Below are 14368 nucleotides of genomic sequence, written 5' to 3' on the forward strand. Positions count from 1 at the left end.
ACAGCACGCCGACACCGCCGCCCGGGGCGTCAGCGGCTCAGCCGCCGGCCACCCCGACCGGCTCGCCGTCGTGCAGCACCACCGCGAGCGGGCCGTCGGTGTCGGTGCGCAGCACCCGCGCCCCGGCGCCCTCGAGCGCCGCTAGCAGCCCGGGGTCGGGGTGCCCGTAGTCGTTGTCGGCGCCCACCGGCACCAGCGCCAGCTCGGCGCCCAGCCCGGTGAGCAGGTCGAGGTCCTGGTGCCGGCTGCCGTGGTGGGGCACCTTGAGCACGTCGACGGCCAGGTCGGGCAGCGCCCGCGCCAGCGCCGCCTGCCCGGGCGGCTCGAGGTCGCCGGGCAGCAGCACCCGCACCCCACCGACCTCGGCGAGCAGCACCACGCTCTGGTCGTTGGCGGTGCTGCCGTCGCCCGGGCCCTCGCGTGGTGCACTGTCGACCGGCGCCAGCGACTGCAGGGTCACCTCCCCCACGCGCTCGGCGGCGGCGTACGGCGCCACGCCGGCCTCGGCGCCCGCGGCGGCGACCAGCCCGCTGACGGCCGCCACCGCCTCGGGCGGGTCGAGCAGCGGGCTGGTGACGACGCGGTCGACCTGCCGGCCCTCCAGCACCCCGGCCAGCCCCTCGACGTGGTCGGCGTGGAAGTGGGTGAGCACCACGAGCGGGACGTGCTGGACGCCGAGGTCGGAGAGGCAGGTGTCGACCGCGACCGGGTCGGGGCCGACGTCGACGACCACGGCGCTGGCCTCGCCGGCCCGCAGCACCAGCGCGTCGCCCTGGCCGACGTCGCAGACGACCAGCACCCAGCCGGCCGGCGCGAAGGTCGTCGACGGCAGCCGCCCCACCACGGCCACGCCGGTCACCAGGCACATCGCGATCGTCGGCAGCGGACGCTCCAGCAGCCGCGGCGCCAGCACCGCCAGGAGCAGGCTGAGCGCGGTGAGCACCGTCAGGGGGACGACGCCGGTGCCCCAGTCGACCGCCGCCGCGGGCAGGGCGGCCCCGCGCTCGGCCACCGCCACGATCCAGCCCACGCACCAGGTGGCCACGGTGCCCAGCAGCCGGCCCACGGGTGGCGCGACCAGGCCCACCAGTCCCCCGGCCAGCCCGACCACGGTGGCCGGGCCCACGACGGGCGCGGCCAGCAGGTTGGCGGCGACCGCGACCAGGCTGACCTGGCCCGAGATGCCGGCCACGACGGGGGTGCAGGCCAGCTGGGCGGCCGCGGGCACGGCGACCGCCTCCGCCAGCCAGCGCGGCATCCACCGAGCCATCGCGTCGCGCCAGCCCGGCGCCAGCAGCATGATGCCGGCGGTGGCCAGCACCGACAGTGCGAAGCCCGCCGAGACCGCGAGCCCGGGCTGGACCAGCAGCAGACCGGTCACCGCGACGCCCAGGGTGCGGGGCCCGCGGCGGGCCCCGTCGGTGCCCAGGGCCACCAGCGCCACCGAGCCCATCACCGCCGCGCGCAGCACGCTGGGCTCGGTGCGGGCCAGCAGCACGAACCCGACGATGCCCGCCGCACCCACCAGCAGCAGCCAGCGCCCGCGCACGCCGGCGCCCCGTGCGAGCCACAGCAGGCTGCCGACCACCAGGGTCAGGTTGGTGCCGCTGACGGCGAGCAGGTGGGTCAGGCCGGTGGCCCGGAAGTCGTCGGCCACCGCTGGGTCGAGGCCCACGTCGTCGCCGTCGACCAGGGCCGGCACCAGCACCCGCTCGGGGGCGGGTCGGTGTGCGACCGAGTCGCGCAGCGACTCGCGGACCGCACCGGCACCGCGCCACCACAGGTCGGGCGGGTCGCGCACCTGCGGGGCGCCGGTGGCGTCGAGGACCGCCGCCAGGTCGTCGCCGTCGGCGGGGCCCAGGCGGCCCTCGGCCACCACGGTGGAGCCCAGGGCCACGTCGGCCCACTCCGATGGGGCCAGCACGAGCACCGGTGCGCGCAGGGTGTGGGCGCTGCCCCGGCCCTCGACCTCGCGCACGGTCACCCGCAGCCACACGCCGTCGGCGTACGCGCCCTGGAGTGGGCGGGGGTCGGCGGTGACCGTGGCCACGACCCGCACCACCGCTCGCTGCCCGGCGAGGTCGGCGAGCGGCCCGCCCGACACCTGGTCGTGGCGCAACGACGTGCTCAGCCCGACCGCAAGCAGCACCAGCAGCAGCAGCGCGCCGGTCAGGGCCGCGCCCTGTCGACCACGGGCACGCAGCAGCGCCACCCCCAGCCCGCCGCCGAGGCCGATGGTCGCCAGCGCGGCGACGGGGGCCAGGGCCCCGAGCAGTCCCCCGCTCCAGGCGGCCACGCCCACCAGCGTCATCCGCAGGTCGGCGGAGGCCCGCTCAGGCTCGGTGGGCTCGACGGGCTCCGTGGGCGCAGCGGCCTCGGCCCGCGCGGGCCTCACACCGTCACGAGCGGTGCCAGTTGGGCGAGGGTCGCCTCCCCGATGCCGTCGACCTCGAGCAGCTCCTCGACCGCGGTGAAGGCGCCGTGCTCGGTGCGCCAGGCCAGGATGGCCCCGGCGGTCACCGGCCCCACCTGGGGCAGCGTCTCGAGCAGGGCCTGGTCGGCGGTGTTGAGGTCGACCAGGGCAGCCCCCGGAGACCCCGGCGGCGCGGGCGGGACGCCGGCTGCCGGTGCCGCGACCGCCCCGGGCACCCCGACCAGCACCTGCTCGCCATCGACCAGGAGCCGCGCCAGGTTGAGCCCGGCCAGGTCGACCCCCGGGCGGGCACCGCCCGCGGCCTCGAGCGCGTCGACGACCCGGGAGCCCGCGGGCAGCACGGCGATGCCCGGCCGGCGGACCTTGCCGGCCACGTCGACGGTCACCTCGGTGCCCGGCTCGTCGGCACCGGCCGCCCCGACGACCCCGGCTGCTGCCGGTGCGGGCTCGGGCGGCACCAGGTCGACCAGCGGCGTCTCCACCTCGGCGACGGTCTCGAGCCGTGGGCCGCTCGGCTCGGGGTCGGAGCGCACCACCCACCACGACGTCACAGCCAGCCCGGCGGCGACCAGCAGCGCCACGACGCCCAGGTGCGCCGAGGACAGCAGCGCCCGCCCCCGCAGGGTCGCCGGCACCAGGTCGTGGGCGGCGCCCACCAGCTCGGGTCGCGGCCGCGCACGGCGGGCGGCGTGACGGCCGGGCACCGGGACCATCCCCGGGACCGGGCCAGAGACGGGCGGCGCCGCCGGTGCTGGCAGTGGCGGCAGGGGCGGGGGCGCCGGCAGTGCAGGCGTCGGCGGCCCGGCGAGCGGCCGGATGCGGGTGTGCGGCGCCCACCAGTCGTCGTCGGCGTCGGGGTCGGGCTCCTCCTCCTGCTGCGGCGGGGGCGATGGTGGTGGCGGTGGCGGCCGCACCGCCTCCAGCTCGGCGCTGAGCTGGGCCAGGCGGCGGGCCACGGCCTCCTGGTGCTCGGGGCTGGGTCGTCGACTGCGCATGCGGGCAACCTAGGAAGCCGACCCCCGCCGCATCGACCACCGGACGCCGGCCTGTGCACGACGCCCTGCCGGACCCGCCCTGTGGACACCATGTGGCACACCGAGCGCCGAGCCGGCCGGTTCACACCAGCCGGGTCGCAAGCCGAGCCGTTGGTCGAGCAGCGAGGGCCGAAGGCTCGAGCGACGCCGAGACCCCGCCACCACCCGGCGTACGGCAAGCACGTCGCTCACCCGGTCTCGACGACGCTCCTCGCTGGCGCTCGTCACTGCTCGACCAACGGAGCGCACCGCCGTTGGTCGAGCAGCGAGGGCCGAAGGCTCGAGCGACGCCGAGACCCCGCCACCACCCGGCGTACGGCGAGCACGTCACTCACCGGGTCTCGGCGACGCTCCTCGCTGGCGCTCGTCACTGCTCGACCAACGAAAGGCCCCACCGTTGGTCGAGCAGCGAGGGCCGAAGGCTCGAGCGACGCCGAGACCCCCGCAACCACCCGACGTACGGCACGTAGGCACCTCACCCGGTCTCGGCGACGCTCCTCGCTGGCGCTCGTCACTGCTCGACCAACGACAGGGCCGCACCGTTGGTCGAGCAGCGAGGACCGAAGGCTCGAGCGACGCCGAGACCCCCGCAACCACCCGGCGTACGGCGAGCGCGTCACTCACCGGGTCTCGGCAACGCTCCTCGCTGGCGCTCGTCACTGCTCGACCAACGAAAGGCCCCACCGTTGGTCGAGCAGCGAGGGCCGAAGGCTCGAGCGACGCCGAGACCCCCGCCACCACCCGACGTACGGCACGTAGGCACCTCACCCGGTCTCGGCGACGCTCCTCGCTGGCGCTCGTCACTGCTCGACCAACGACAGGGCCGCACCGTTGGTCGAGCAGCGAGGACCGAAGGCTCGAGCGACGCCGAGACCCCCGGGCGGTCAGGGGTGGAGGGGGGCGACGCAGACCGCGATCATGCCGGGGCCGACGTGGGCGCCCAGCACCGCGCCGAGCTCGCCGCACCACAGCTCCCGGCCGCCGAGCTGGTCGGCGAGCCGCTCGCGCAGGTGGTCGGCCAGCACCTCGGCGCGCTCGGGGTTGGCCAGGTGCGCGACGTACACGTCGACCTGCGCCTCGCCGGCCGCCTCGACGGCCAGCTCCTCGAGCCGGGCCAGTGCGCGGGCGGAGGTGCGCACCCGCTCCAGCGAGTCGACCCGGCCCTCGTCGATGCGCAGCAGCGGCTTGACCGCCAGCGCCCCACCGAGCAGCGCCGCGGCCGCGCCGATGCGCCCACCGCGACGCAGGTACTCGAGGGTGTCGACGTAGAACAGCGAGGCCGTGGCCTCGGCGCGCGCCCGCGCGGCGTCGGCGGCCTCCTGTGCCGAGCCGCCGGCGGCCGCGACGCGCGCGGCGGCCAGGGCGGCGTACCCGGTGCCGATGCCGACCTGGCGGGTGTCGACGCAGACGACGGGCAGCGGCGCCTCGCGGGCCGCGAGCTGGGCGGACTCGTAGGTGCCGCTCATCTCGCCCGACAGGTGCACCGACACGACGGCGCTCGCGCCCTCGGCGTGCGCCCGCTCGTAGGCCTCGAGCATCACCGCCGGCGAGGGCCGCGACGTCGAGACGGGGGTGTACTCGCGCAGCGCCTGCGCGACCCGGTCGGGCGTCGCGCCCTCGGAGCCCTCGTCGAGCACCTGGGCGCCGATCACCACCTGCAGCGGCACGACGACCAGTCCGTGCTCGGCCACCGCCTCGGGAGGCAGGCTGGCGGTGGAGTCGGTGACGACGACGACCGGCCCCTCGCCGGCTGCGGGCTTGCTCACGCCGTCACCCTGTCAGACGACGATGTTGACCAGCTTGGGCGCGCGCACGACGACCTTGCGCACGACTGCCCCGTCGAGGGCGCGCTGCACGTCGGCGTCGGCCATCGCCAGCTGCTCGAGGTCGGCCTCGGAGATCTCCGGGGAGACCTCGAGGCGCGCCTTGACCTTGCCCTTGACCTGCACCACCGCTGTGACGGTCTCCTGCACCAGCAGCGACTCGTCGACCACGGGCCAGCCGGCGCGGGCGACGGTGGGCTCGTGGCCCAGGCGCTCCCACATCTCCTCGGCGACGTACGGCGCGACCAGCGACAGCAGGATCGCCACCGCCTCCACGGCCTCGCGCACCGCCGGGTCGGCGCTGCCCGGGCCCGAGTCGATGGCCTTGCGGGTGGTGTTGACCAGCTCCATGGTGCGCGCGACCAGCACGTTGAAGCGCTGGGTCTCGACCAGCTCGGTGGCCTCGGCCACGGTGCGGTGGGTGGCCTGGCGCAGGGCGGTGTCGCCGTCAGACGGGGCGGTGCCCGGCTCGCTGGTGACGTCGCCGGAGAGGCGCCAGGCGCGCTGCAGGAACTTCAGCGACCCGCCGGGCGACATGTCGGCCCAGTCGATGTCGGCCTCGGGCGGCCCGGCGAAGACCATGGTCAGGCGGATCGCGTCGACGCCGTACGCGTCGATCATCTCGCCCAGGTCGACGCCGTTGCCCAGCGACTTCGACATGCCGCGGCCCTCGTTGATGACCTCGCCCTGGTTGAGCAGCGCGCTGAAGGGCTCGGTGAAGTCGATCATGCCCATGTCGTGCAGCACCTTGGTGAAGAAGCGGCTGTAGAGCAGGTGCAGGATCGCGTGCTCGACGCCGCCGACGTACTGGGCGGCCGGCATCCAGTCGCGCACCGCCTGCGGGTCGAAGGGGCCGTCGGTGAACTGCGGGGAGCAGTAGCGGAAGAAGTACCACGACGAGTCGACGAAGGTGTCCATCGTGTCGGAGTCGCGCTTGGCGGCGCCCCCGCAGGTCGGGCAGGACACGTTGACCCAGTCCTCGGCCGCGGCCAGCGGCGAGACGCCCTTGGGCTTGAGGTCGGAGCCCTTGAGGTCGGGCAGCTCGACGGGCAGCTGGTCCTCGGGGACCGGCACCTCGCCGCACGCCTCGCAGTGGATGATCGGGATCGGCGCGCCCCAGTAGCGCTGGCGGCTCAGCAGCCAGTCGCGCAGGCGGAAGTTGACGGTGCCGGTGCCGGTGCCGCGCTCCTCCAGCTGCTCGATGATGCGCGCGATGCCGGCGGCCTTGTCGCCCAGCCCGTCGAGCGGGCCGCTGTTGACGTAGGTGCCGTCGCCGGTGGTGGCCTCGTAGGTCTCCTCCGGGTTCGGCTCGCCGGTGTCGACGACGCGGCGCACCGGCAGCCCGAACTGCTTGGCGAAGTCGAGGTCGCGCTGGTCGTGGGCGGGTACCGCCATGATCGCGCCGGTGCCGTAGTCGGCCAGCACGTAGTCGGCCGCCCACACCGCGATCTGCTCGCCGGTCACCGGGTTGGTCGCGGTGACGCCCAGGTCGACGCCGGTCTTGGGCCGGTCGGTGGCCAGGCGGTCGATGTCGGAGGAGCGGCGCACCTCGTCGACGTAGGCCGTCAGCGCCTCGGCGCGCTCGGGCGCGACAATCTCGGCAGCCAGCTTGGCGTCGGCGGCCACCACCATGAAGGTCGCGCCGTGCAGGGTGTCGGGGCGGGTGGTGAAGACCGTGACGGTGCGGGTCTCCCCCGAGGCCAGGGTGATGTCGAAGTCGACGTGCGCACCCTCGGAGCGCCCGATCCAGTTGCGCTGCATCGCCAGCACCTTGGAGGGCCAGGTGGACTCCAGCGGCTCCATGTCGTCGAGCAGGCGCTGGGCGTAGTCGGTGATCTTGAAGTACCACTGCGACAGCTCGCGCTTGGTGACCACGGCGCCGCAGCGCTCGCAGGCCCCGTTGACGACCTGCTCGTTGGCCAGCACGGTCTGGTCGTTGGGGCACCAGTTGACCGGCGAGAACTTGCGGTAGGCCAGGCCCCGCTCGCGGAACTTCAGGAACAGCCACTGGGTCCAGCGGTAGTACTCCGGGTCGGAGGTGTTGAGCCGGCGCGACCAGTCGAAGCTGATCGCGTAGCGCTTGAACGACTCGGCCTGGGTCTCGATGTTGGCGTAGGTGAAGACGGCCGGGTTCTCGTCGCGCTTGATGGCGGCGTTCTCGGCCGGCAGGCCGAAGGAGTCCCAGCCGATCGGGTTGAGCACGTCGTGCCCGCGCTGCCACCAGTAGCGCGCGACGACGTCGTGCAGCGCCATGACCTCGGCGTGGCCCATGTGCAGGTCGCCCGAGGGGTAGGGGAACATCGTCAGCGCGTAGCGCTTCTCGGCGCCGGGCGCCGCGGAGCCGGCGCGGAAGGGGTCGAGGTCGTCCCAGACCTTGCGCCACTTGTCCTGCACCGCGACGACGTCGTACGTCGCCGCCTCGGGGGCGCCGTCGTCGCTGCGGTCGGTGGGTCGCTCGCTCATCTGGGTCTCTCTCACGTCTGGTGGCCGGCGTGTGGCCGCCGCTGGTCCGGGGCACAAAAAAACCCCTCGTGGCGAGGGGCAGCCGCGTCGAGTCGTCGTCGACGCGGCTAGGCAAGGAGCAGGGCGTGCTGCATGGGGGCAGTCTAGCGCCCGCCGCCCGGCAGGTGGAACCAGCCGGGCGGCGGGGTGGACCGCTGAGGTGCTGCCGGGGGGTCAGCGGTCCCGGAAGGCGACGACGACCGAGGGCCGCGGGAAGTCGTCGCTGTGCGGCCAGGTGGAGGCCTGGTCCTCGAAGGTGGCGCCGTCGACCTCGCCGGGGTGCTGCACGGCCACCCACAGCGAGCGGTTGTCGTCGGCGACGAGCGGCCCGCAGGCCTCGGCACCGCGCGGGACGGTGAGGAACTGGGTGACCCTGCCACGCTCGGCACCGGTGACCGGCACCCGGAAGACACCGTCGTTGGAGCCCAGGGCGTTGCCGTCGGTGGAGATCCACAGGTTCCCGCGGTCGTCGAAGGCGACGTTGTCGGGGCACGAGATCGGGCTGACCTGGGACTTGTCGAAGCCGGCGAAGTAGGTCTCCGGGGCCTCGGGGTCGCCACAGACCAGCATCAGGTCCCAGGTGAAGGTGCCCGCGCCGTGGTCGGAGCCGGCCGGGGTCATCTCCAGCACGTAGCCGTTGCGGTTGCCGGCGGCCGGGGTGAGCGGCGCCCCGATCGAGGAGCGCACCATCGAGGAGGTCAGCGGGTTCGCCTCGTCGGGCTGGAACGTCGAGCCGCGCTGGGAGTTGTTGGTCAGCGCGGCGTAGACCTTGCCGTTGACCGGGTTGGGCTCGACGTCCTCGGGCCGGTCCATCCGGGTCGGGGCCAGCTTGTCGGCGGCCAGCCGGGTGAAGAGCAGCACGTCGGCGACGCTCATGCCGGGCACGAACGACGTGGTCTCGTCGCAGAGGGGCAGCCACTCGCCGGTGCCGTCGTACTGGCCGTCCTCGGTGCCGTCACCGACCAGCTTGGCGACGTAGAGGGTGCCGGCGGTGAGCAGCGTCTTGTTGTGGCGACGCGCCCTGGCGGAGGGGCCGGTGCGCATCGAGTCGCGCGAGACGAACTTGTAGAGGTAGTCGCCGCGCTCGTCGTCGCCCATGTAGGCCACGGCTCGACCGTCGCGGGTCAGCGCGACGTTGGCGCCCTCGTGCTTGAAGCGGCCCAGCATCGTGTGCTTGACCGGCGCCTCGTCGGGCTCGTAGGGGTCGAGCTCGACGACCCAGCCGAAGCGGTGCGGCTCGTGCGGCTCGGCGGCCAGGTCGAAGCGCGGGTCGACGGCGCTCCAGCCGCGGCCCGAGCCGGTGATGCCGTAGCGGGCGTAGGCGTCGGTGTAGCGCTGGTCGAGCTGCTCGCCGGAGGGCAGGTCGAAGTACTGGTTGAAGTTCTCCTCGCCCGAGAGCACCGTGCCCCACGGGGTGGTGCCGCCGGCGCAGTTGTTGAGGGTGCCGAGCACGGTGGTGCCGCTGGGGTCGGCGCTGGTGCGCAGCCGCTCGTCGCCGGCGGCGGGGCCGTCGAGGACGAAGGCGGTGTCGATGTGGACCCGGCGGTTGTGGCGGGTCTTCTTGAGGCTCTTCACGCGGCGCCACGACCCGGCGCGGGAGCCGCGGCGGATCTCCACGACCGACATGCCGTGGTTGGCCATCGCGATGGCGGTGATCTCGGTGTCGCTGTAGACCCCGGCCGGGAACATCAGCGCCTCGTCGGTGTACTCGTGGTTGACCACGAGCAGCGAGCGGTCCTTGCGGTCACGCTTGGCGTCGCGCAGCGGGAGCACCCCGACGTAGTCGCAGTTGTAGCCGAACTGCTGCTTGGCGGCCTCGGGGCTCTGGCGGCGCACGTCGAACGCGGGTGCGCCGGCCACGACCCCGTCGCCCCAGCGGATGACCACGTCGTGGTCGAAGCCGGAGGGGGTCACGACCGCGTCGCGGCGGTTGGGTCGCACCGGCGTGAACGCGGCGGTCGCGAGGTCGCCCGAGACCGGGCGGGCGGTGGTGGGGCCGGTGGGGTCGGCGGCGGCGGGCGCCACGGCGGCGGCGGCCAGGGTGCCGCCGAGCACCATCACGCCGGAGCCGGCGGCGGCGCCCTTGAGCACCGAGCGGCGGGCCACTGCCTTGGCGATCTCGTCCTGCACGTGGCCGTGGCCGGTGCGGTTGGGCTCGGGGTGGTCGCAGGCGTTGCCGCAGCGGTACTGGCAGGTCATGAAGCTGCGGCCGCCGTGGCGGGTGCCGGTGGGGGTGAGCGGCAGCAGCGTGCGGCCGGCCGGGGCGGTGATGCCCTGGGAGGCGACGGGGCGAGCGGGGGTGCAGGTCATGGCGGGTGGCTCCTGGGGCGAGGGGTCCTGTGCGCCAGCGAACCTAGGGACGCTGCGGGAGCCCCGCGCGACGGTGCGGTGACGCGTCGCCGTCGGCCCGGTGAACGCCGGGTGCCGCGCCGCGACGCGCGGCGCTGGGCGGCCCGCCGGTCCAGCTGCGGTGGGCGTGCACCAGCGCCGCGGGCTCGGCGTACCCCAGTCGGGCGGCGACGTCGGCGACCGGCAGGCCGGCGCGCAGCAGGTCGGCGGCGAGCGAGCGGCGTACCTCGTCGAGCAGGGCGCGGTACGACGTGCCGGCGGCCACGAGCTGGCGGCGCAGGGTCCGGTCGGTGCGGCCCAGGGCCGCGGCCACGACCGGCATCGGGGCGCCGTCGGCCAGGCGCTGGGTGATCAGCACCCGCACCTGCTGCGGCAGCCCGGAGGCGCTGCGCCGGTCGGCGGCCAGGTCGCGGCACACCGCCTCCGCGAGCGCGCGTCGGCGCTCGTCGCCGCTGGCCAGCGGCCGGTCGAGCTCGGTGGCGGCGAAGCGCAGCACCGCCCGCCGGGGCCCCAGCTCGAGGTGCGCGCCGACGCCGCCGGGCAGCAGCGAGTCGAGCACGGTGCGCACGGCGGTCGCGTCACGCGCCACCAGGAAGGCCCGCACGTCGTCGGGCAGCGCGCTGCCGTCGAGCTCGGCGACCACGTCGTCGCCGACGACCTCGACGCGCGGCACCACGAAGGCGTAGCTGAGGTCGAAGAAGCGCAGCGCCACCGTCACCACGTCGAGCAGCGTGCGGCTGGTCATCAGCGCGAAGCCCAGCGCCCCGAAGGTGCCGACGTCGTACGCCGCCCCGACGGCGGCGCCCGCGTCGGGGGCCCGCTGGCGCAGCGCGCGCACAACTCGCAGCTCCTGCGCGGCGGTCACCTCGCGCACCCCGCCCGGCCCGAGGTCGTCCAGCCGCAGCCCGGTGCCGACCAGCAGCGCGGCCGGGTCGTGGCCGCGGGCACCGGCCCAGCGCAGCAGGTGGCGCACCCCGTCGGCCGAGCGCGGCACGTCGGCGTCGGGCGCCTGCACGGGAGGGAGCGGCCGGGACATGTCCGCCATTGTCAACTCTCTTGGCGAGCGGGCCTCCCCCGGTGCCGCCCGCCGGGCCTAGCGTCCGGGACATGACCTCCCCCGGCACGTCCGCCTCACCCGCCTCGTCCTCCCCCGGCCCCGCCGTCCGGTCGCCCCGCGTCGTCGTGGTCGGCGCCGGCTTCGGGGGTCTGGGAGTCGTGCACGCGCTGCACGAGCAGGGCATCAGCGACATCACCGTGCTCGAGCGCGCCGACGAGGTCGGCGGCGTGTGGCGCGAGAACACCTACCCCAACGCGGCGTGCGACGTGCCCTCCCCGCTCTACTCCTGGTCGTGGTCGCCGAACCTGGCCTGGGGCCGCCGCTACTCGCCGCAGCCCGAGATCCTCGACTACATCCGGCGCACCGCGGCCGAGCACGGCCTGCTCGACGGCGTGGTCACCGGCACCACCGTGACCGGCGCGCGCCACGACGGCGAGGCGTGGCAGGTCTCGACCGAGGTGGACGGCGCGGCCGGGCCGACGTACGCCGCCGACGTGCTGGTGCTGGCCACCGGCCAGCTCTCCGAGCCGGTGGTGCCCGACCTGCCGGGTCGCGAGGGCTTCGCCGGGCCGGCCTTCCACTCGGCGCAGTGGCGCCACGACGTCGACCTGCGCGGCAAGCGAGTCGCGGTGGTCGGCACCGGCGCCAGCGCGATCCAGTTCGTGCCCGGCATCGCCGACGAGGTCGCCTCCCTCACCGTCTTCCAGCGCTCGGCGCCCTACGTGGTGCCCAAGCCCGACCAGGCCTACTCGGCGCGCCACCACGCGCTCTTCCGGCGCCTGCCCGGCACCCTGGCCGCCGAGCGGCGCACGGTCTTCTGGCTCACCGAGCAGCTCAACGGGGCCCTGGCCGGCGAGAGCCGGCTCTCGAAGCCGCTGACGAAGGCGCTCGAGGCGGCCTGGCGCGCGCACCTGCGGCTCACCGTCAAGGACGCCGGCCTGCGCTCGCGGCTGGTGCCGGACTACCCGTTGGGCTGCAAGCGGCTGCTCTTCTCCAACGACTGGTACCGCACCCTGGCCCGCGACCACGTCGACGTGGTCACCGGGCCGGTGACCGGCGTCGAGCCCACCGGGGTGCGCGCCGGCGACGGCACCCTGCACGAGGCCGACGTGCTGATCTGGGGCACCGGCTTCGCGGCCACCGACTTCCTGCGCGGGCTCGACGTGGTCGCCCCCGACGGCACCCGGCTGGGCGACGTGTGGGCCGACGGTGCCCGCGCCCACCTGGGCATGGGCGTGCCCGGCTTCCCCAACCTGTTCAGCATCTACGGCCCCAACACCAACCTCGGCGGCAGCTCGATCATCGCGATGATGGAGGCGCAGGCGGGGTACGTCGCGCAGGTCGCCCGCCGCCTCGCTGAAGGCCGCGCCCGCGCGGTGGCCCCGCGCCCCGAGGTGTGGGAGGCCTTCGACGCCGAGATGCAGTCGCGGCTGGGCGAGAGCGTGTGGGCGGGGTGCACCAGCTGGTACACCGACGGGCCGCGGATCACCACCAACTGGCCGGGCCTGGTCGCTGAGTACCAGCGCCGCACCGCCACCGTCGACTGGTCGGAGTTGGAGGAGGTCGGCTGAGCTTCCCGTCTCCCACTCAGCGGGCGCGCCTCAGGCCGCCCGGTAGTCGTCGGCGAGGACGACTCGGAGGTGGGGGCGGTAGATCTGGACCTCGGGACTCAGCCGCCGGGGTTCCTGGGCTGGTGGGTCGCCGGGTGGCAGGGCTGGGGCGCGGGAGCGGACCTGGTGGCCGGTGGGCGTCGTCGTGGTGACGACGCCGTCGTGGGCGGTGGCGGTGGCGGTGAAGCCGGGCGCTTCCTTGGCCTGGTTGCAGGCCTCGCACAGCCCCTGCCCGTTGATCGCGCTGGTTGCACCACCGGCGTGGTCGGGGACGACGTGGTCGCGGTGCCGGATCGGGGCGTCGCACCAGGGTGTGCGGCACGACTGGTCGCGCAGGTCGATGAACAGCCCCAGCGACGCAGGGAAGGTGCGGGAGCGGGCGTCCATCGCGACCAGGGCTCCGGTGCTGGTGGTGTAGAGCCGCCGCAGCGTCGCCTGCGCCTCCGCCAGAGCGGTGGCGACCAGGCCGCGAGCCACACCGGCGGGTACCGGGCCGTAGCCGGCGATCCAGCCCGGTGCGTGCCCACCGTCCAGCAGCGTGGCGTCGGAGACGGTCAGGTTGACCGCCACCGGCACCTGGCTGGAAACGGGCACAGGAACTGGCGCCGGCTCGGCGGACCCTGTGCTGGCGGAGGCCGGTGTGGTGAGGGAGGTGACGAGGGCGTCGGCCATCACCTGGCCGCGGCTGCGCTCGTCTCCGGCGGCCCGGGCCTCATCCGCGGTCCGGGACAGGGCGGCGTAGACAGTGACGCCCTGGGCGACCGGGAGCAGCGCGGTCAGCCAGGTCATCGTGTCGGGCGCGGGTCGCAGCGAGACATACCGTTCCCCCTCGGCCCTGCGGGACCGCTTGAGGGCGGCGTGCGGGTCGAGCTCGTAGGCCCGAGCCCGCGCAGCCGCGACCAGCCTGCGGTCGCCCCAGCCCTCGGTGGTGGCGGGGTCGGCCATCAGCTCGGCATCGACCCGGCGGCGGTCCTCCAGTGACAGGCAGGCGGTCTCGCGGGCCACGAGGGTTGCGCGCCACTCGGTGCACCACCCGGCTCGCATCGCGGCCAGCGTGTGCGGCAGCTCGGCCACCAGGATCCTCGCCAGGCCGAGGTGGCGTGCGCCCCGGTTCGGCGACTCGCGCCGGGCCAGCGCGACCTGCGAGGCCACACCCGCGCCCTGCTTCTCCGCGCGGACACCCGCTGCGGCGTGGCGGTGGCGTACGACCTCGTCGAGACGGGCCGTCAGCTCGACCTGCAACGCCTCGAGCCGGCACTTCTCCTCCTCGGCCGCCCGCAGCGCCTCGACCAGCTCGACCTCGGAGAGGTCGGCCAGGTCGAGACCAGGTGCGGGAGCGAGTGCCATAACGACACTTTACTCGAACGTATGTTCGAGCGCAAGGGTGGGACGACCTGCAAGTGGCCCTCTCGGGGCCGTCACCGCCCTCCTGGCGGGACCCCGCGCACCCCTGGACCCGTTCCACCATCGAGCAGCCCCGTGGACATCGAGGTGCCTGAAGGACGACCGTCCGGGTCGGGTGCCGGCAGCAGATTCATGGGTGAGCGGTCGGTCCAGCC

Annotated in this window: 8 protein-coding genes; 1 reads left to right on the forward strand and 7 read right to left on the reverse strand. The window is 75.0% G+C overall.

Annotated elements, in window-relative coordinates; genetic code table 11:
- Positions 1 to 37: 37 nt before the first annotated feature.
- From QWJ41_RS07320 to QWJ41_RS07345, 6 genes are all read right to left on the reverse strand, one after another.
- Entirely contained in the window at positions 38 to 2395 is a 2358-nt protein-coding gene (locus QWJ41_RS07320) for a ComEC/Rec2 family competence protein (protein WP_302706891.1), read from the reverse strand.
- Positions 2392 to 3429: a ComEA family DNA-binding protein gene (locus tag QWJ41_RS07325; protein WP_302706892.1), complete on the reverse strand. Its 1038-nt coding sequence runs from the start codon at positions 3427 to 3429 to the stop codon at positions 2392 to 2394. Before QWJ41_RS07325 ends, QWJ41_RS07320 begins: the two co-directional genes overlap by 4 nt.
- 923 nt (positions 3430 to 4352) lie before the next feature.
- Complete coding sequence (locus tag QWJ41_RS07330) at positions 4353 to 5234, reverse strand: DegV family protein (protein ID WP_302706894.1); 882 nt, start codon at positions 5232 to 5234, stop codon at positions 4353 to 4355.
- 12 nt (positions 5235 to 5246) lie between these two features.
- Complete coding sequence (gene leuS, locus QWJ41_RS07335) at positions 5247 to 7754, reverse strand: leucine--tRNA ligase (protein ID WP_302706896.1); 2508 nt, start codon at positions 7752 to 7754, stop codon at positions 5247 to 5249.
- 213 nt (positions 7755 to 7967) lie between these two features.
- Entirely contained in the window at positions 7968 to 10103 is a 2136-nt protein-coding gene (locus tag QWJ41_RS07340; RefSeq protein WP_302706898.1) for a PhoX family protein, read from the reverse strand.
- Between the two features lie 43 nt (positions 10104 to 10146).
- Positions 10147 to 11178, reverse strand: a complete 1032-nt coding sequence (locus tag QWJ41_RS07345) for an AraC family transcriptional regulator (RefSeq protein ID WP_302706899.1) — start codon at positions 11176 to 11178, stop codon at positions 10147 to 10149.
- Positions 11179 to 11249: 71 nt separating this feature from the next.
- On the opposite strand from QWJ41_RS07345, the gene QWJ41_RS07350 reads away from it, so the two are divergent.
- The gene (locus QWJ41_RS07350) at positions 11250 to 12770 is read left to right on the forward strand and encodes a flavin-containing monooxygenase (protein ID WP_302706900.1); all 1521 of its coding nucleotides are present in this window, start codon (positions 11250 to 11252) and stop codon (positions 12768 to 12770) included.
- 30 nt (positions 12771 to 12800) lie between these two features.
- On the opposite strand, the gene QWJ41_RS07355 is transcribed toward QWJ41_RS07350, so the two are convergent.
- Positions 12801 to 14156, reverse strand: a complete 1356-nt coding sequence (locus tag QWJ41_RS07355) for an HNH endonuclease (protein WP_302706902.1) — start codon at positions 14154 to 14156, stop codon at positions 12801 to 12803.
- Positions 14157 to 14368: the final 212 nt, after the last annotated feature.

The sequence above is a fragment of the Nocardioides cremeus genome (genome assembly GCF_030518195.1).
Lineage (GTDB): Bacteria > Actinomycetota > Actinomycetes > Propionibacteriales > Nocardioidaceae > Nocardioides > Nocardioides cremeus.

What these genes read in the sequence shown, in the direction of transcription:
- QWJ41_RS07325 (WP_302706892.1), bottom strand. Translation starts at nt 3,429, where the DNA reads ATGCGCAGTCGACGACCCAGCCCCGAGCACCAGGAGGCCGTGGCCCGC.
- leuS (WP_302706896.1), bottom strand. Translation starts at nt 7,754, where the DNA reads ATGAGCGAGCGACCCACCGACCGCAGCGACGACGGCGCCCCCGAGGCG.
- QWJ41_RS07340 (WP_302706898.1), bottom strand. Translation starts at nt 10,103, where the DNA reads ATGACCTGCACCCCCGCTCGCCCCGTCGCCTCCCAGGGCATCACCGCC.
- QWJ41_RS07345 (WP_302706899.1), bottom strand. Translation starts at nt 11,178, where the DNA reads ATGTCCCGGCCGCTCCCTCCCGTGCAGGCGCCCGACGCCGACGTGCCG.
- QWJ41_RS07350 (WP_302706900.1), top strand. Translation starts at nt 11,250, where the DNA reads ATGACCTCCCCCGGCACGTCCGCCTCACCCGCCTCGTCCTCCCCCGGC.
- QWJ41_RS07355 (WP_302706902.1), bottom strand. Translation starts at nt 14,156, where the DNA reads ATGGCACTCGCTCCCGCACCTGGTCTCGACCTGGCCGACCTCTCCGAG.